The 18,276-nt window shown below is 40.2% G+C and carries 17 protein-coding genes; 9 read left to right on the top strand and 8 right to left on the bottom strand.

Going from position 1 to position 18,276, the window contains the following annotated elements:
- Positions 1-10 precede the first annotated feature (10 nt).
- From AC19MX_RS19430 to AC19MX_RS19415, 4 genes are all read right to left on the bottom strand, one after another.
- Positions 11-1,888: a DUF294 nucleotidyltransferase-like domain-containing protein gene (locus AC19MX_RS19430; RefSeq protein WP_498299563.1), complete on the bottom strand. Its 1,878-nt coding sequence runs from the start codon at positions 1,886-1,888 to the stop codon at positions 11-13.
- 219 nt (positions 1,889-2,107) lie between these two features.
- On the bottom strand, positions 2,108-3,148 hold the full coding sequence (locus tag AC19MX_RS19425) for a GGDEF domain-containing protein (RefSeq protein ID WP_498299562.1): 1,041 nt from the start codon (positions 3,146-3,148) through the stop codon (positions 2,108-2,110).
- A 3-nt stretch (positions 3,149-3,151) separates the two neighbouring features.
- On the bottom strand, positions 3,152-4,147 hold the full coding sequence (locus AC19MX_RS19420) for a GGDEF domain-containing protein (RefSeq protein WP_498299561.1): 996 nt from the start codon (positions 4,145-4,147) through the stop codon (positions 3,152-3,154).
- A 395-nt stretch (positions 4,148-4,542) separates the two neighbouring features.
- The gene (locus AC19MX_RS19415) at positions 4,543-5,445 is read right to left on the bottom strand and encodes a LysR family transcriptional regulator (RefSeq protein ID WP_498299559.1); all 903 of its coding nucleotides are present in this window, start codon (positions 5,443-5,445) and stop codon (positions 4,543-4,545) included.
- Positions 5,446-5,549: 104 nt separating this feature from the next.
- Here AC19MX_RS19415 and AC19MX_RS19410 point away from each other — a divergent pair, with 104 nt between their 5' ends.
- From AC19MX_RS19410 to AC19MX_RS19390, 5 genes are all read left to right on the top strand, one after another.
- Positions 5,550-5,987 carry a CidA/LrgA family protein gene (locus AC19MX_RS19410; RefSeq protein WP_498299557.1) on the top strand — a complete coding sequence of 146 codons (438 nt, stop codon included), beginning with the start codon at positions 5,550-5,552 and terminating at the stop codon, positions 5,985-5,987.
- A gap of 34 nt (positions 5,988-6,021) precedes the next feature.
- Complete coding sequence (locus tag AC19MX_RS19405; protein WP_498299555.1) at positions 6,022-6,708, top strand: LrgB family protein; 687 nt, start codon at positions 6,022-6,024, stop codon at positions 6,706-6,708.
- A 240-nt stretch (positions 6,709-6,948) separates the two neighbouring features.
- Complete coding sequence (locus AC19MX_RS19400; protein ID WP_498299553.1) at positions 6,949-8,157, top strand: class I SAM-dependent methyltransferase; 1,209 nt, start codon at positions 6,949-6,951, stop codon at positions 8,155-8,157.
- Positions 8,158-8,450: 293 nt separating this feature from the next.
- Positions 8,451-9,596, top strand: coding sequence for an FIST signal transduction protein (locus tag AC19MX_RS19395; protein WP_498299551.1), 1,146 nt, complete (start codon positions 8,451-8,453; stop codon positions 9,594-9,596).
- A gap of 1 nt (position 9,597) precedes the next feature.
- Positions 9,598-11,433, top strand: a complete 1,836-nt coding sequence (locus AC19MX_RS19390) for a putative bifunctional diguanylate cyclase/phosphodiesterase (protein ID WP_498299550.1) — start codon at positions 9,598-9,600, stop codon at positions 11,431-11,433.
- Positions 11,434-11,681: 248 nt separating this feature from the next.
- On the opposite strand, the gene AC19MX_RS19385 is transcribed toward AC19MX_RS19390, so the two are convergent.
- Entirely contained in the window at positions 11,682-12,710 is a 1,029-nt protein-coding gene (locus tag AC19MX_RS19385) for an ABC transporter substrate-binding protein (RefSeq protein WP_498299548.1), read from the bottom strand.
- A gap of 697 nt (positions 12,711-13,407) precedes the next feature.
- Here AC19MX_RS19385 and AC19MX_RS19380 point away from each other — a divergent pair.
- Positions 13,408-13,584: a hypothetical protein gene (locus AC19MX_RS19380; protein ID WP_498299547.1), complete on the top strand. Its 177-nt coding sequence runs from the start codon at positions 13,408-13,410 to the stop codon at positions 13,582-13,584.
- Between the two features lie 472 nt (positions 13,585-14,056).
- Here AC19MX_RS19380 and AC19MX_RS19375 read toward each other — a convergent pair whose 3' ends face one another.
- Positions 14,057-15,076 (bottom strand): NAD(P)H-hydrate dehydratase, encoded by a 1,020-nt coding sequence (locus tag AC19MX_RS19375; RefSeq protein ID WP_498299545.1) that lies wholly within the window; start codon positions 15,074-15,076, stop codon positions 14,057-14,059.
- Positions 15,077-15,195: 119 nt separating this feature from the next.
- Entirely contained in the window at positions 15,196-15,477 is a 282-nt protein-coding gene (locus AC19MX_RS19370) for an amidohydrolase family protein (RefSeq protein WP_498299583.1), read from the bottom strand.
- A 59-nt stretch (positions 15,478-15,536) separates the two neighbouring features.
- Between AC19MX_RS19370 and AC19MX_RS19365 the strand changes: the two genes are divergently transcribed.
- Entirely contained in the window at positions 15,537-16,493 is a 957-nt protein-coding gene (locus AC19MX_RS19365; RefSeq protein ID WP_498299543.1) for a Gfo/Idh/MocA family protein, read from the top strand.
- A 34-nt stretch (positions 16,494-16,527) separates the two neighbouring features.
- Here the strand turns inward: AC19MX_RS19365 and AC19MX_RS19360 are convergent, their stop codons facing one another.
- Complete coding sequence (locus tag AC19MX_RS19360) at positions 16,528-16,713, bottom strand: hypothetical protein (protein ID WP_498299542.1); 186 nt, start codon at positions 16,711-16,713, stop codon at positions 16,528-16,530.
- A gap of 32 nt (positions 16,714-16,745) precedes the next feature.
- Between AC19MX_RS19360 and AC19MX_RS19355 the strand changes: the two genes are divergently transcribed.
- Both AC19MX_RS19355 and AC19MX_RS19350 read left to right on the top strand, forming a co-directional pair.
- Positions 16,746-17,114, top strand: a complete 369-nt coding sequence (locus AC19MX_RS19355; protein WP_498299541.1) for a LysR family transcriptional regulator — start codon at positions 16,746-16,748, stop codon at positions 17,112-17,114.
- Positions 17,115-17,249: 135 nt separating this feature from the next.
- Positions 17,250-18,276: acyltransferase family protein (locus tag AC19MX_RS19350; protein ID WP_498299540.1), on the top strand; the 1,027-nt coding region annotated here is incomplete at its 3' end.

Here is an 18,276-nt window from a genome sequence, read left to right as displayed (position 1 = left end):
GAGTTAGCCTTTAAAGTTTGTTGGAACTGTAGCGAAATTTCAAAAAGTTTTGCGCATTGCTTAGCACTAAAAAAGCATCTTTAAGATTACGACGTTCAAAATCAGACATACTTTCTGGTTCAATATTGTTATCAGGTTCTATCCCAGATTCAATATCGGATGATTGGTGGCGCAGGCGCACCAAAGAGATAAGTTCCATCGCATGCTGTAAGTCTTCCCCCTTTGAGTTGGGTAGAATACCCGCGTCGATAATATCTTCTAAGCGTTCAAATGAATTTTGTGCTTGTGAGCCAATGGCTAGCGCATGTACTCGGATTAAGTCTGCCAATGGCGCAGTACCACGACGTTTTAAATTAATGGCGTTATTATGACGACCATCTTTTTCCATCACAAAGTCTTTAAAAAACCCCAGCGGAGGTTTACGGTTAAGGGCGTTGTGCGCCAGGCAAGCTAAAAAACGGTTGTTTTTCTTGGCTTTACTCAAGATAAATGTATTTAATTGTTCTGCCCATTTAACCCGACCATAAACCCCGGTAAGATCGAAGAATATAGAGCTGTTTAATAAAGCTTTTGGGTTTGGGTTTTCTATCCAGTCAGCAAAACATGCTTCCCACTCTGAGCGAGTTTTACGGTGCTCAGGATTACTGGCCATAATATCGCCAGTACAATAACTGTAACCACAAGCCGCTAAACCATCACACACAAAATCTGCTAACTTTGCAAAATATTCACCATGCACCGCGACTTGATAACTATTATCTAAAATAATGGCATTGTCTTGATCGGTTACCATCAGTTGTTCATCACGAGCCATTGAACCCAGCGCTAAAAAGCAGTAAGGAACTGGTGGTGGGCCGAACTTTTCTTCAGCAAGTTCTAATAAACGTTGTTTAAAGTTACGGCCGATTTCAGACATTGCCCGCCCGACCATATGCGAGTTAGCATCTTCATTAACCATGCGTACAAAACAACTTTTTAACTGCGAAGATAGCGATACTAAATCCTCGCAACTATTCTGTTGAAAGATACTGCTGACAAATAACAAACTATTTTGCGACTCGTACCGAATAATATCGGCAACTTCAATTAAGCCTATGGGGATTTTATTTTTAAGAATGGGCAGATGGTCAATATTATTACGAAGCATCAGTAGCATCGCTTCAAATATATATGCGTTATGATCCAGTGAAATTAAATCGGTCGACATGACTTGTGAAATAGGGCTATCAACATTAACACCCACGGCAATCACCTTAGCGCAAAGATCATGTTCAGTAATAATGCCGACAAAACTGCTATTTTGTTGATCATCTATATTGAGGTCATTAATTAATACCGCAGAAATATTTTGTTCAGCCATAATTTGGGCTACGGTTTGTATCGTGCTGTTACAAGGGAGAATAACCGGTTCTCTCGTCAGTAAGGTTTTCACTTTAGAGGTGGTGAGCGCGTTAGCCTCAACGGTTTTACCCTTTACGGCTTGTTTTAACCGAGTGGTATCCTCAGCCTCAACAAAATCTGCAAAATCATCATAATTTTCGCATAAATCATTGAACACTGATTCTGGAATACAGTATACGAGGGTATCTTTTACCGCTTTAGCTGGAAAACGCACTTTATTATTGGTCAATAATCCCATTTGGCCAAATAATTGCCCTTGATCAAGACGATTATAGAGCTCACCTTTACGGCGATATAACTCTACGACGCCACTGCGGATCATATAAAGTTCGGTAATCCTGTCATTGAAGTTAACAATCATACTGTCGGTACGGTAATAAGAAATCTCAACACTTTTGGCAACGTCAATCAAAACGTGTTCTGGAAGCTTATCAAATGGAGCGTGCTGAGCAATAAAGCTCTGGATTTCGAGTACTTCGGCTGACATAAATAAACCTGTTAATATGTGATGACTAGCGCTTTATCGTTATGTCGATATTATACGAGCAAAAGACACAACATGGGGATATATCGTTGCTATTGAATATGTTGTCATGGCTCTGCTACTGGGTGATTAAGGCTAATACTTGGTATAACAATACAAGCGACGTTCAGTTTAGGTGAGTGACCAGAGTATCCCTTTTCCCTGAATATCTAAAAAATAATATTAATTAGAGCTTACAACTTGATTGCGACCTTTCATTTTTGCTGAGTACATTGCTTTGTCTGCGTTGCCTAAACTCGTTTTAATATCTTTAGTTAACACGTTTACACCTATGCTGACGGTACAGGGAATAGGTTGTGAAAATAGAATTGTATCTGTAGGTGTATCTGCAATTGTTTTGCAAAGGTGCTCAGCGCGAGTGATGGCTTGCGTTAGTGTTGTATTAGATAAAAAGAGAGCAAACTCTTCACCACCGAGCCTTGCTACTAAGTCGTTAGGGTGACAAAAAGAGCGCATCAATGCACTAACATGTTTTAGCACTTCATCTCCGCCTGCATGACCATACTGGTCATTAATGAGCTTAAAATGATCTATGTCTATGAGTAATAAACTATGGGTTATAGTCTCTTTAGTATGATCCTGAAGATGCTGTATAAACAACCTTCTATTGGCAATTTTTGTGAGTTCATCAACTTCTGACAGTGTTTTTAATTGTGTGTTCTTATCTTGAATATAGTTAAAAAAGAGTAAGAAAAAACTAAAAACAATTACGCACACCGATATAATAACCATGATTTTTATGGCCATAAGTTCATGCTGAGGCACTATATAGACTGGCTTAATAAAGGTTTGAGTTTCAGCAAAAACTAATCCCAAGGAACATAATGTGGCAATTCTTATTCGAGGCCAAATTTGTCGCCGTGAAACAAAAATATACGTCGCAGGTATCATACCTATTGTGTATAAATGCATCCCCGAATCTCTGCCGATAAATACTACTGAAAGTAACATAATTTGCAGTAATGCCAGAACCATCAAGGATTCTTTAATCAACAGTGCATAAGCAGTAAAAGACAGCCCATATAGTGCAATAAAAAGGACCATGAAAATCGCATCCATTAATACGATAATCTGATAGTCGCTGTAGAAGAAATAGCTTATAAATACAATGTTGATACACAATAAAACTAACGCAAATATCCGGCTTGCTGGTATGCCATAGTCCGCTTCATCTGCTGTAAGTAAATCGGTTTTGATATTCATAATTTATCGTTGTTCGGGGATAGTGTTGATCAAAACGACACAATTGCGGCCATTTGCCTTGGCTCGATATAGTGCCTTGTCAGATAATTGCATCGAGACTGAGAAATCTCGGGTTAATGGCGCGATGCCAATACTTGCTGTGCAGTTAATGTTCTCTCCGTCGCTTGTAATGATCGATTGTTCTGCTATCGCTTGCCTGATATCGTTACTTATATTGATAGCCTGTTCGTTGGTGTCGCAATGCAGCAATATTGCAAATTCTTCGCCGCCTAGGCGTGCGAGTAATGTCCCATGAGCAATCATGTCATTGATTGTTTTTGCAACATTAATTAACGCTTTATCACCTACAGCATGTCCATATTGGTCATTGATTTTTTTAAAATGATCTAAATCCAAAGTTAAAATAAAGTAGTTCCCTACCTCTTTTTCAGCGAACTGTTCAATTGTAGACATAAAAAATCTGCGATTAGCAATATTTGTGAGCTCATCTTTTTGCCCCAAGGTGATCAGTTTAGATTGATATTTATCAAGTGAATGGTTACACATTTGCATTGTCAGATTAAGTCCTATTACTAAGAATAACCCTCCGATTAAGATTGATAACGTACAGAATTCGGCTGGGAATGTAAGAAGAGGATCGCCATATATGCCCGTTTCGCTCACCATTATGCCGAACATCGCAATAAGCGAAAACATAAGATGATGCCATCGGGGAGCTGAGGGGAGCATCAAAAAAGAGGCTGGAATAATTGCGATTAAAAACCATTGATAACCAGAATCACGATTAAAAATAACAGTTGAATAGGCGATAAAATGAAGAATGGCAATAATAAGGCAATGGTATGCCGCATAATTTGGCTTTCCTACTCGCATCCACACAAAACTAAATACATAACTAATGCAAAACAGCAGTGTTAGCAGCATTAATGAATAAAAGCCGAATACCCACCATTGCACTGCATAGAAAAGACTGCCTGCAATTAAAAACAAACAAATCATGTTGATGCTTTGAATTGCTTCAAAATTAACAACAGACCCCGATTTTTCACCGCAATTAATCATCGACCGGATTGTTGATGTTAATTTAACATAAAAGTAAGGTGATATTTTTAATCTGTTGATTTTTATGGTCTCTTTTGTATCTTAAGCAAAATGCTTATAGTTTACTTAAGCAATATTTAACAAAGTTTAGGAGGTACTTAAACTACAATAGCCCAAAATTTGATTGATGTATATTTGCTCAACTCATATAAACTATTTTTTAAGACGACCTATTTGATACAAATTAGATAGACATATACGGACGCAATCGGTTGGTCAAGATAATGCTCTTACCCTGATTATAAGTTCGCTACTACACTATTTAAATACAAGTATGTTTACTGTTCTTTGGTTTAATAGGTATTTTCTAATTGGCTCAAATGTTGTTTAACGAGCTGAAGCATGGCTTTTGCAGCAAATGATAAGTGTTTTTGTTTACGCCAAAATAATGATAACTCCCAGCGTAAGTCGGCACTGGCTAATGGAATATTAACCACCTCATTAACCCGATAACGCTCTGCAATAATTTTAGGCAGTATCATTACGCCAGTGCCAGCCGCAACGAGGGCAATACCAAAGTCAGCATGGCTGACTCGGGTGATATTTTTTGGTGTAAAACCGGCTTTGGCACAAGCGCCTAATACTAATTCATATAATGCATATTCTGGTTCAAACATGACTTGAGCTAATTTATTGAGATCACTCAGTTGTAGTGTTTGTTTACTTGCTAATGCATGGGCCGCGGGCAGCACAACAACCATTGACTCATCGCGCACTCGAATGCCATCAAATTCATCATCAAAATCAATAATACCTGTCGCTAATTCAATTTCGTCTTTATGTAGTGCGACAGTTTGTTCTACACCACCACGTACCAAAAGTTGTAATTCAATATGAGGGTGTAACTGCCTAAACTTTGCTATGACAGGGGCAAATAGCTCAGCGCTCCCTAGCGGAGCTAAGCCTAGTTTAAGTACGCCGCCATTCAAGTTACGTAAACTGTCTAACTCATTTAACATGAGTTGGCGTCCTTCTATTAATCTTGAGGCATGGCGATAAACGACGTGACCGGCTTCTGTTAACCTGATTTGCGTTCCGCGTTTTCCTCGCTCTAACAACATCATGTCAAGCTCTTCCTCTAGCAAACGAATGGCTTTAGAAAGCGCAGGTTGGGTGACAAATGCACGGTTACACGCTTTAGCAAAACCGCCAGCGTTGACCACTTCAGTGAAATAATGCAGTGCTTTAAGATCCATTTGTATAACCAAAGGTGATGCATTTGATTATTAATATTCATTTTTTTTATAAATTAAGCAAGAGTAAACTTCAGTTATTAATTAAAACTACAGTGTAATTCAACATGACATTTTCATTAAACGCCCATCTAAGCTTGTTAAAGTGCAAAACGACCTTATTTTTTCAAATTGTCGGCTTGTGTTTATTTGCATGGATATGCCAATGGTTTGCGCAATCTGTGCACTCGATTATTCCTGGCAGTGTGATTGGTTTGGGCTTGTTATTATTACTGTTGTCCTGTCGCTGGGTGCCTGAAAAAGCAGTGAATAAAGGCTCAGCATGGTTAATCGGCGATTTACTATTATTTTTTATTCCTCCCGTAGTTGCGATGACTAAATATCAATTAATACTCGAAAGCTACGGTGTTGAGCTAATTGTGTGCATGTTACTTGCTAGCACCAGCGTGTTATTGGGTACCGCATTTGTCGTCGACAAGTTATTTAAATTTGAACGTCAACAACGTTTAAACCACATCACATCACTGCGTTTTCAGCTTAGATAGTCAGTGAGTTAATGCAATGGATATAGGGGGTGTTATGAGTGGTTCATCGTTAGGTATATTGTGTTTATTACTCACCTTGGCTGGCTATTACATCAGTAAGCAGCTTTATTTACGTCAACAACGGATATGGTTTGCGCCCATTATCATGGCACCTACATTAATATTACTCACAGTTGTGATTTTTAAGATCCCACTCGAAGATTATTTTCAGTTTACCCATTGGTTGCCAGCATTATTAGCGCCAGCAACTATTGCATTTGCAGTGCCGATTTATCGAGAAAGGGCGTTGATTAAACGTTATCCGCTCACCATCAGTGTGGGTGTAATCGTTGGTTTATGTTTAGGTGTTGGCTCTTCATGGATGATTGTCCACTTTACTCATATGCCATCGGAGTTATCTAAAAGCTTAATTGTGCGTTCTGTTTCAACGCCATTTGCTATTGAAGCCACGAGTGCTTTTGGTGGTATACCTGAGCTTACCGCGATGTTGGTGTTAGTGACCGGAATTATGGGCATGCTAATTTGTGAACCGTTATTTAAAGCTGCCAGAATACAAAGTAGCTTGGCAAGAGGGATTTCATTAGGCGCATCTGCCCATGGCGCAGGTGCGGCTAAAGCGAATCAAATTGGCCGAGAAGAGGGGGTTATTGCCAGTTTAACCATGATTTTTACCGGCATTGCGATGGTCATTACTGCACCTGTATTTGCATTGCTATTTTAATATAGCCGGTATTGCGCGCAGGCAAGCATTTGACATTTTACTTATCAGTTCCAACCATTTTCTTTTGTGCATAAACCATGGATCATTCTGTACAGAGAAATGATATCAATAGGAGAGTTGTATCGGCTAGATGGTGTAGAATAGGACATCAGCATTAGCCGCAGGTGATGCACTAAGATGAGATGCGCTAGGATCATTTGTGCTATACCGCTTTAATTTTTTAATGTAAACGAGATTTTAATGTCAAACGTAACCCCCCTCGAACTGAATGGCTTTGTACAAGAATGTGTTAACGCGTTAACTGACAACACGTTACAACGCTTAGTGTTTTCAAAATACCGTGGCGACGATAAAGAGCTGACTCGCATTGCTGTGCGCAGTGTTGAACTTAAAGGTCAGCGGCTTGCATCTTGTTTATATGAATACCGTACCAATCATATTACCAAAAATGTTGAACTTGCCGATGTTGGCAACCTTTGCCAGCAATGGTTAGAGAGTGATTTTCAAAGCGCCCATTTAATGACTAATGAGTGGGAAGTGCAGTTGAGCATCAGTAAAAAGGGTAAAGTGCTTATCAATAAATATCGCAATAAAAATGCCCCTAAAGCCAGCGAAAAAGAGATTAGCGTCGATGATGATGCAATGTCACACAACCGAGCTAAAAAGCGTTTTGTAGAACAACATCGTCCGTATTTACGCGAGCTAGGTATTACCGATGCTAAGGGCGAGATTATTCCGTCGATGTCACGAAAGTGGAAGCAAATCAATAAGTTTATTGAAGTGTTATCACGTGCCATTGATAACACCGGCTTAGCCGATAAAAATGAAGTGCATATTGCAGACTTTGGCTCAGGTAAGGCCTATTTAACCTTTGCGGTGCATGACTATTTTATCGATAAGTTACAGGTGAAAACCCAGGTAACTGGAGTAGAGCTTCGCCAAGGGTTAGTTGATTTGTGTAATCAAACGGCTGCGAAGCTAGCATTAACTGGGATTAAGTTTGAACAGGGCGATGTGCAACACTTTAAGGCGCAGGGCATTAATATCATGATTGCCTTACATGCTTGTGACATCGCTACTGATTACGCGCTGCACATGGGCATCCAAACCGGTGCGGAAATTATTATGTGTTCGCCATGTTGTCATAAACAAATTCGCCCACAAATGCAAAGCCCGCAGTTACTGGCACCATTATTACAACATGGGATCCATTTAGGTCAAGAAGCTGAAATGATCACCGACGGCCTACGCGCATTATTGTTAGAAGCTCACGGTTACGACACGCAAGTGTTTGAGTTTATTTCCCTTGAACACACCAGCAAAAACAAAATGATCTTGGCGCAAAAACGTAAGCAACCCCGTGACAACAGTGCAATTTTACAGCAAATTGCGGATATTAAAGCGTTTTACGGCATCAAAGAGCAATGCTTAGAAACGTTACTTGGGTAGATAAACGCGACTCTATTTTATTTTAAAAGTGACAATAACGTCACCTATAGTCAGTGGGTGACGTGTTATGTTTTACTCTTTTCGTTTATTTCTCATACAAGCATTGAACTCACTCACGTCACTTAAGTACTTGATACAAAATTTGAAATGAAGCAGGTCATTAGAGGGTAGTGTGAATTATGCTCATTAGATGATGTGATGAAAGCCACAATTCACTATTTGTCGTGCTAAGAATATGCCATTATCAACTATGATAATGAAGCCATTTGATGATAGGGAATTTCAGATAAGTAATGACAATTATATTCACCAATATCGAATTTTTAGATGAGGCAACAGAGGATGATGTTGTTTCATTAATTGCTCATACCGTTAGTCAAAAAGCACAATATATTTTAGTGTTAATGGGTTCTCAGTCCACACTGCATATTGAATCTATTCCTGGTATTGCTGCGGCCACACCTGTGCCGCTCAATGCTTGTATTATTCCTGGCGTGATATTTGAAGATCATTACAGTTATAAAGGCGTGTTGGTGCTTGGCTTTAAAGATAAAATATGCAGTTTATTAATCCCAGATATTGCCGCAAGTCACGATGTTTTATGCCAACAACTTCAACAGTTTGTTGCCTCAAATGGTACCTTGGGTTCTGCAGGTATTTTTGTTGATGGATTAAGCCCTGCAGTAGAGCCCTTTATTGCAACAGTTTATGAAAACCTTGGCAGTGACAGGATATTGATTGGCGCAGGTGTTGGAGATCTTAATAATCGCTTCAATATGTGTGTGGCTAATGAACAGGGCTGCTTTAGCAATGCCGCAATTATCTTTTGTTTGTCCAATACCGTTAAATTGCAAGTAGAAGGCAAGCATGACTTACCTCAAGTTGCAGGTCCTTATTTAGTCACCGAAGCCAAAGACAACATAATCTATAGTCTAAATTACCAACCCGCCGCAGATATTTATAGTGATGCAATATCCACAGTGAGTGGTATGGACATCACACAAGATGAAATTGCCCAACACATACATAGTTATCCTTTTGGTTTAAAACAATTAAATGAAGAGTATTTAGTTAGAGATATTATTGCAGTTAACGGTAATAGTCTTGTGTGTGTGGGTAATGTTGCTGAAAACAGTTTGGTGTATATTCTTAATGCCACTAAAGATATTTTAATTACGGCAGCCAGCGATGCAGGTAAACAATTTGCGCAAAAACTACAGCCAAACACGGCTGAGCAAATGCATTATGTGGTGCTGATTGATTGTATTTCACGAGCATTATTTTTAAATGATGAATATCAGTTAGAACTCAATGCCATTAATGCACAGATGCCAGTGGGGAAAAAATTGGCTGGAGTATTATCTATTGGTGAGATAAAAAATACTGACCAAGGTGCCATTCAATTTCTTAATAAAACCATCGTGCTAGGGGGGCTTTAGTGTGATTAATTCTACCGCCAACTTAGCCACATTAGAACTTGTATCAATACAGTATGAAATCACTCGCAGCCTAAATGTGAATACTGATATAAGGTCATTGTGCCGGCGCTACATGGAAACGTGTATTCGTCGTTTATCCGTTAGAGCGGCTTATTTGTATATGCCGACTAAAATGTCAGGTGACTTGTTTACTCCCAATGAGATGACGTGCAATCATTTAGGGCGGATTTGTATGCCAAATGTTACGGCGTGTTATCCTGAGCAAGTTCCAGAAATTAAAGATTTTTTTACCCAGTTATTGAATGAGCCAAGGATTGATAACGTGATCACTAAGCACGTCGTCCATCAAGGGACTTATTATCATCTGTTCGCGTTCATCGATCACACGTTCTTTGTACTTGAACGCTGTGACATTCCCTTACCGCCGCAAGTGATTAATGCTATTACACCAGCAGTAAAAGATTTGTTCTATGTTTGCCGTGCTTCTTTACAGCATTCACGAGTGGTGAGTGAAGTAGAGCGCCGAAAACTAGCCGAGCAGCAACTGACTTTTATTGCATTCCATGACGAACTAACGGGTTTACCTAACCGCACTCAAGTTATTAATGTGCTTAACCAACAAATTGAGTTATGCGTTCAACACGATCGCCATGGTGCGTTAATTTATATTGATTTAGACCATTTCAGAGACATTAATGATTCTCTAGGACATATCGTTGGTGATGAACTGCTTTGCCAGGTCGCACAACGATTACAACAAATATGCCTTAAGCAGGAAATGGTAGGGCGTTTTTCGGGTAATGCATTTGTTATTTTATGCCCAAACCAATTGAACTTACAAAAAGACCTTGATCTGTTGTTGCTAAAAGTACATCAATGCTTTGAATTAAATTATCAAATTGATGGTCGACGTATTGACGTGAATGCCAGCATAGGGATTACTTATTTTTCGTCTACTAGTTGCGATGCTTATACGGTGTATCTGCAAGCCGATTTGGCCATGTCGAAGGCTAAAATCTCTACCGGGACTAGCTCGGTGTTCTACCAGCAAGATATGGAAAAGCAAACTCGACGTCGTTATTTACTCGACACCGAAATGCGACAAGCGCTAATTCAAAATGATTTTTTTATGGTGGCACAACCCCAAGTTAATCAATATGGTGAGATTATAGGTGCAGAACTATTGATCCGTTGGCAACATGCAGAGCTCGGTTTTATCCCTCCAGATGAGTTTATAACAATTGCAGAAAAAACCGGGTTTATTATTCCGCTGGGCGAGTGGATATTTGAACAAGCGTGTTTATGCATTCAAACATTGCAAACATTGCCATTAAAAATGCCTATCAAATTAGCCATCAATGTCAGCGCAAAACAGTTTTACCAAGCAGAGTTTATTGACCGCATCAGCACACTGATTAGTCAACATCACATAAAAGTGAGTGATATCGAACTTGAATTGACTGAAAGCGCCATGCTCGAAGATATTGATTTGGCGGTATCTAAAATTACAGCGTTAAAACAAATCGGTTTTGAATTGTCTATTGATGATTTTGGGACCGGGTATTCCTCACTAAGTTATCTTAAGCATTTACCCGTCGATAAAATTAAAATTGATAGGAGCTTTGTATCGCTTATCGATAAACGTGATGATAGCCGAGCCATCGTTGAAGCGACGATGCTAATTGCCAGAACCTTTAAGTTAGAGTTAATTGCAGAAGGCGTAGAGACAGAAGCTGAAGTGGACACGTTAACAGCAATGGGGTGTTGTGCATTTCAAGGGTATTTTTTCCATAAACCTATGGCGATTAAAGACTTTTTCAGCTTGCTTTGTGAGTAATACCAATCCGCATTAATCAGTGGACATTACAGGGATAGGAAATCAAACGGGGTGGCTGAAACAATAACGTTAAGTCGAGTATCTGGTGGAATTGGCGGCTGATTTTATAATATAACGTTATCAATTGGTGCTCCTCTTTCACGCTTAACCGCCGCGGCAGTTACTCTGCGATCTCGCTATGTGAAAGGTAATAACTATTACCTCATAACGACGCCTTAATCAAAAAACGCTGGATGCATTCTGAGTGGTCACATATTCATGCGGATTGGTTTTACTAACGTATCGACTGCGTGTTGAATGTTGGCAGCGATATCTGCGGGCACCCAGTTAACCCAAATGTCTTTATGGTTAATGAAAAATGCTTCAGCCGCTGCCTGACTATCAGCTTGATTTTCTTCCATCCAGGCTAACAACTGATTCATTTGAGCATTAGTAAAAGCACGTTTACCAAGATAGCTGAATGCGAGGGGCGATTGCTGCGCAAATTTAGCCGTAGTCACTGTTTGTACTAATGCCGCTGGATACATTGTTGCTTTAGGCTCTGCACAATCTTCTTTTGAAATACAGTCGCGAAAATGTGCGATATCGCTTTCGTTCGCAAACTCAACTTTGACCATGTCATATTTTCCCAATATGGCCGTTGGTGCCCAATAATATCCAAACCAAGGTTGTTTACGTTGATAAGCATGCGCGATAGAGCCTGATAATCCCGCACCAAAGCCAGGGGTGATTAAATCAAAGCCCGCAGCATTGAGTTTTAACGCGCGATATTGATTGGTTGCGGTAATTTGGCAACCCCAACCGACAGGACAACCGTAAAAAGCACTGCGCTCTGGGTTATCCGGATTGGTAAACAGCGCTGCGTTGGCAATAATACCTTCAATGGTTTGCAGACTCGGAACTTTATCAACCATGTACTTAGGTACCCAAAACCCTTCTTCGCCACCGTTGGTGAGTGAATGACCCGCAACAGCAAGGCGATTTTCACTGATCCCTCGATCCATTAGGTCTTTGACGTTGTTCCACCAAATTTCTGGGGCAATATCGGGTTGACCTTTTTCAACCATAGAGGTGCTCGTTGGTATGGTATCTCCTGGTGTTAGCGTGGCGTCGCAGCCGTAGCCATGCTCTAAAATAAACTGATCGACATTGGCAATTAACGACGCGGAGCTCCAATTCATGTCGGCGATAGTCACTGTGCCGCAATGTTCTTGTGCAGAGGTTTGAAATGCAGAGATACTGAGTAGTAATCCAGCAATTAAAAATCTGTTTTTCATATAGAGCTCCGTACCTGAGGGTAGAGTAGTCTGTCATTATTGTTTGTCACTATTGTTTATCATTAATGTTTGTCACCATTTTCTATAACCATTTTCTATAACCATTTTCTATAACCATTAGGCTTAATCGTTAGTATTCTATGTAATCTTGAGTGGTAACAAATGGGTTTGACGAATAAACATAACAATACAGTTGTGCAAAAATACGCCTAATTGACTCATCAACTTAGCATGATTGCAGGTTTGTTAACAGTTTCAGCTTTTCGGTAAATAAACTGTCATTGTGTACTCTCTTGATGGCGCACATGATATTAGTTAGCCCTAAACTAATGTGTGCAATGCGAACTTACCATGAAGAAATGAGCTTAGTTCTTATTTAGTCTGATGCTTAAATGATTCGTTGTGAAATGCTGTGATTCTACAATTTAGGATGAAAGCTCACTCATCAAAGCAAGTCGATACCATACGGTTAAACTGTTGTTTAGAGGTTCACTTTTTGCGAATGTCATCGATTAAATAGTGTTAATGTGAATATCGTGTCGCTTTTGTGACATGGTAATGTTTTACATTGATGGATTAGATTCTTAGCATCAATGATGCACTCTCATTGATGCAATCTCGTTGATGTAGTCTCATTGATACAGTGCTGTTGATTAAGTATTTTTGATTAAATGGCCATATAATTTACGGAGTTTACATGACAGCAGTGACCCAATATTTATTGTTAGCAGCATTAATTTGCTTAGCCTTAGTTTGTTATTTTGTTGGCAGTGCAACTGGTGCAGTGGCGTTTATTGTCATGGGCATCTTGCTTGAAATCGCATTTTGGCTTGGCATTTTTAAGTCTACGCGCTCGCGCAGACAATCATCATAATCGCTAGATATAGTGGCTTATAAAATCATCAATCACTAATGTACATTGTTTTATGCATTAACCTAAGCTCATCCTCTGCTGCGGTGCTTCTTTCATATGGAGTCATCCTTTATCGGTGCAGATGTTATGCGAATCCTTATGAGAAAGTGATCTATTTTAGGCTGTGTCACGAGGCTAAGAACAATGAAGATGAATGTAGGTGTAGTCATCTATATCAAAGTCATCTACATAAAAGTCATCTACATCAAAGTCATCCACATCAAAGTCATTTAAAACCATAATAGGGTTTGTGATCCCCCCGAAGGGCGAACTTATCAGCACGCCTTTCTTTGTTGGCCTGTCTTAACGATACAGCATGGATGAAGTAGAACAGCTCAGGAGCCGTTACCGAGAGTACTATGCCCTCAAAGCTTGCTGCGAATAACGCCCTGATCATTTTTGCAAAAAGAGCACATTCTAATGTGGATTGGTTTTAGTCTGCCATTATGTGTTTAATGGCTTGCGGGATATAGTCAAGTAAGTCACTGGCTAGCACTGAATATTCGCTTAATGCCTGTGCGGCTAAATCACCCGCTAATCCGTGCAAATAGACTCCTAAGCAAGCTGCATTTAATGGGCTCATGCCTTGAGCACAAAACCCGCCAATCATCCCCGTTAACACATCCCCCGTGCCAGCTTTGGCAAGTGCACTGTTACCTGTAGGGTTAATAAAGGCATATTCTCCATTGCTTATCACGCTATTGTGACCTTTTAATACCACGATAGCGTGTAACTGTTTTGCTGCTAATGTCGCGTAATGAGCGCGATCAGACTGAATTTCTTCAACATCAATATTAAGTAAGCGTGCCAGCTCTTTAGGGTGCGGGGTAATAATACTGTTTTTGGGTAAACGTAAGGGTGTTTGAGGTTGTAAATGATGTAATAAATGGCTAATAAAATTGAGCGCATCAGCGTCAAATACCATACTTTGGGGGCGAGTTTGCAGTGCGCCGAGCAAGGCAAAGAAAAACCCATGATTTCCCTCAGCAATCGCCGTGGCGCTTAATGGTGTCGTTGAGAGATTAAACTCATCTTTACTTAGGCTAATACCGAGGCCACTGCCTACCGTGATAACCGAGGCTTTCTCTAATAAATCATGTAACTGTGCTACTGCTTTTTCATCAATAGATTCAGTGTCGATTGATTGTAATTCGATACACACAGAATCGGTCATTTGCGTACTGAGTTCGGCGTAAATAATGGGCCGAGTCGGTAACGGGCGCATGACAATGTTGGGCGTTAATGCGCTTACGCTCTGACAAACACCAGGGCTGCTGGCCAGTGTCACGTAACCTGCACCTGTTCTCAGTGCTGATAAACTCGATAAATATGCTGCACCGCGATAATGCATTGAGCCTGCAATATTTAGCACATGGCCAAAGGTCGCTTTATGGCTATTATCAGGGCGCTCAGGTAACAGTGAGGTGATGTATTCTTTGGTGAGAGTTTGCATATTTAGCACCCCTAAAACTAACATCCGATATTAACCATACCATAAGAATGGTTAATTTTTGTGCACTAACGCATAAAATGACAACAAGGTAAATTGTTGTCATTAATGAGTCTTAATTTTTATTTAGGGTTAAGCGTATCGCGTTGGTACACCGATTTACCTGCGACGTAGGTTTCAAAAATGTTACGGTCATCGCCCAGCATAATAATTGCAAACAGTTTGTCTTCAATGCCACTTGAATAGCTAAAGCGCAGCTGTTGTAAATCGGTAGCTGCCCAGTCTAACACCACAAAATCGGCTTCTTTACCGGGCATAAAGTTACCCACTTTGTCGTCGATACTTAATGATGTTGCTCCGCCTAAGGTGGCCATGTACAAACCTTTAAATGGCGACGTGCTAATATGAAGCTTATTTCGACATTAACGTAACGCGGATTAACCGACATTGAAATGGAGTGTTCATGAAAATAATAAATTGGGGCATTGTCAGTACAGGGCGAATTGCTGCGTTATTTTGTCAAGATCTGGCTTTCTCACCGCAAAGCCATTTGTATGCCGTTGCCGCTCGTCAGCAAGCGGATGCCGATAAGTTTGCGAAACAATATGGGGCCGATAAATCATACCAGGGTTATCAAGCGTTATTTGATGATCCCAATGTCGATATTGTGTATATCGCCACCCCACATAACTTTCATTTTCAACAAGCTTATGATGCCTTAATGGCGGGTAAGCATGTATTGTGCGAAAAACCAATGACAGTGTCAGTTGAAGAATGCCAACAGTTGTGCCAATTGGCACAACAAAAGGGGTTACTGTTAATGGAAGCGTTATGGACCTATTTTTTACCGGCAATGAAGCAGGCCAAACAGTGGCTCGATGACGGTAAAATCGGCCAGCTTAAACATGTCAAAGTCGACTTTGGTTATCCCATTCCCTTCAGCGCAAATGGCCGTGAATATAATCGACAATTGGCTGGTGGTTGTTTACTTGATATGGGCATTTACCCGTTAGCTATTGCTGACTACTTTTTAGCCGCCGATATCGATGATTTATATGTGCAAGCCCAGCTATGTGAGACGGGGGTTGAAGATGATGTGATTATTATCGGTAAAAGTGAACAAGTTGCGGTAAGCCTCGCAAGTTCATTTCAATGTCGATTAAGTAATAATGCTTATTTGATTGGCGATAAAGGCTACATCGTTATTCCTGATGCATTTAGAGCATCAGAGTGTCATTTATATCATCTCGATGATTTAGTTGACTCATATGCCGATAATCGCCATTCGTTGGGTTATCACTTTGAAGCAGATGAAGCCTGTCGGTTAGTCGCTTTAGGGATAACCGAAAGCGATATCGTGTCGCATCAAGATAGCGTGTTGTTTCAGTCGCAACTGGCACGAGTCAAAGCGCTAATTTAAGATGATTACGGGCAAAACGGCTGCCGTCCATTGTTTATGTATTGTCGGTTTTGAACTGATTAATGCGTTTATTGTTGCTGTATTGCATGATAACTAATGCCATCGTGACTAGGCTGGCTAATAACATGCTGGTATAAAATCTCGCAGAGACTCCACCAGGAATAAACTCAACAAAAGAGGTAATAAATTGCTTAATAGCTTTATCAGTGTGGCAGCACATCAAAGCTTTTCTGGCGCGGCGCGCTAAATACTGTGCAACCCGCCATTAGCCGGGATATTGCGATGCTTGAAGATGAGCTTGGAGTATTGTTGTTTATTCGTAACTCGCGAGAGGTGATGATCACGACAGCAGGTGAGCAGTTACTGCATGATGCCAAACAGATTATTGCCTTGGCAGAAAAAGCTAAAAGCCAGGTAAAGCGAGCAGAGCAAGGGCAGGTGGGCGAGTTAAATATTGCCTATTTAAGTTCTGCCTGTTTAAGTTTTATGGCGCTTACTGATGCGCATAAATCCATTGCGACGCAGTTGCATGTCAAGTCAACTAATCACAGTGCTACGGTCAATGCCTTTGTGGCGCGAGTCATCGCTAATCAACCAAGTATTGCAAAAAGTATGGCCTAATAAAAAAGTTAGGGTTTTGTTGCCGTATGCTACTCATGCCCTAAAATAGCCTTACTATTATTTTTATAACTGATATATATCAGTATGCCATCACGGCATACCATTAAACGAATAAGCCAGAGGAAGGCATTGATTATGGACAAGGTTTTACCCCAAAGTAGACGTTACTCTGAGCTTGATTGGTTGCGGGTGATATTGATATTTGCTGTTTTTTTACATCACATTTTTATGCCATTCAATGGTGATGGCTGGCATGTAATAAATAACGAGTCCAGCAAAGTGCTTGACGACATTATGGTTTATTTTGAGCAGTTGAGGCTGCAAACGTTATTTTTTATTGCAGGCGCTGGTAGTTTATTGTTACTGCAAAAAATGTCGGCAAAATCATTTATGATCAGTAAATTTCATCGGTTATTTATACCATTGCTGGTGGGGATGATATTGATAGTACCGCCGCAAAACTATATCGAAAATATCGCAGATTATGAGTCATTGTTATCAGCCTATGGCCAACTTATGTGGTCTTTTGATAACAATCATTTATGGTTTATCGAGTTTCTGCTGATTTTTATGTTACTGGCTATTCCGTTTAAGCGCTTTTTAGATGGCGCAACGGGAACTGTGTGGCTTAAATGGCTTGAACGCCTGAGCCAGTCGCAATATGGATTATTGTCGTTAGGGCTGGTGTTGGTCATAGTGAGAGGTTTGGCAAAATACCTAATGCCCGATGACAGTCATCATATTGAAAACCTGTCATTAAGTTTGTTTTTTGTGTTGTTCTTTTTTGTGGGTATGAGTTTTATATACAGCGGACAGATTTGGCAAACATTGGCTTTGCATCGTCGCACCTATTTAATCAGTCTACTCATTAGCTCGTTACTTTTTTATGCATATTACTATTCACCAGATTTAAGCCCGTATTTGTCATTAACGGCTCGGTGGCAAATTTGGTGGTTGGTATGCAGCTTGGTGTCATGGTCGGGTTTATTAACCATGGTTGGTTTTGCCAGTGCGCATATTAACAGGACACCAACCTCAGGGCGAGATCGTGAATGTTTTTTGAACAATTTGACGCACTATTTGACGTTAACATCTCGCTATGATCTTATACTCCCTTTTTTCGGGAGCACACCATGCATATTGACCACTTCAAAGAGAATTT

The sequence above is a fragment of the Shewanella sp. MF05956 genome (assembly GCF_059758055.1).
This window is presented reverse-complemented; position numbering and strand designations above follow the sequence as displayed.

Coding starts and splice junctions, on each gene's coding strand:
- AC19MX_RS19410 (WP_498299557.1), top strand. CDS start 5,550: ATGACATTTTCATTAAACGCCCATCTAAGCTTGTTAAAGTGCAAAACG.
- AC19MX_RS19395 (WP_498299551.1), top strand. CDS start 8,451: ATGACAATTATATTCACCAATATCGAATTTTTAGATGAGGCAACAGAG.
- AC19MX_RS19365 (WP_498299543.1), top strand. CDS start 15,537: ATGAAAATAATAAATTGGGGCATTGTCAGTACAGGGCGAATTGCTGCG.
- AC19MX_RS19375 (WP_498299545.1), bottom strand. CDS start 15,076: ATGCAAACTCTCACCAAAGAATACATCACCTCACTGTTACCTGAGCGC.
- AC19MX_RS19385 (WP_498299548.1), bottom strand. CDS start 12,710: ATGAAAAACAGATTTTTAATTGCTGGATTACTACTCAGTATCTCTGCA.
- AC19MX_RS19430 (WP_498299563.1), bottom strand. CDS start 1,888: ATGTCAGCCGAAGTACTCGAAATCCAGAGCTTTATTGCTCAGCACGCT.
- AC19MX_RS19400 (WP_498299553.1), top strand. CDS start 6,949: ATGTCAAACGTAACCCCCCTCGAACTGAATGGCTTTGTACAAGAATGT.
- AC19MX_RS19380 (WP_498299547.1), top strand. CDS start 13,408: ATGACAGCAGTGACCCAATATTTATTGTTAGCAGCATTAATTTGCTTA.
- AC19MX_RS19420 (WP_498299561.1), bottom strand. CDS start 4,147: ATGATTTGTTTGTTTTTAATTGCAGGCAGTCTTTTCTATGCAGTGCAA.
- AC19MX_RS19415 (WP_498299559.1), bottom strand. CDS start 5,445: ATGGATCTTAAAGCACTGCATTATTTCACTGAAGTGGTCAACGCTGGC.
- AC19MX_RS19360 (WP_498299542.1), bottom strand. CDS start 16,713: ATGTGCTGCCACACTGATAAAGCTATTAAGCAATTTATTACCTCTTTT.
- AC19MX_RS19425 (WP_498299562.1), bottom strand. CDS start 3,148: ATGAATATCAAAACCGATTTACTTACAGCAGATGAAGCGGACTATGGC.
- AC19MX_RS19405 (WP_498299555.1), top strand. CDS start 6,022: ATGAGTGGTTCATCGTTAGGTATATTGTGTTTATTACTCACCTTGGCT.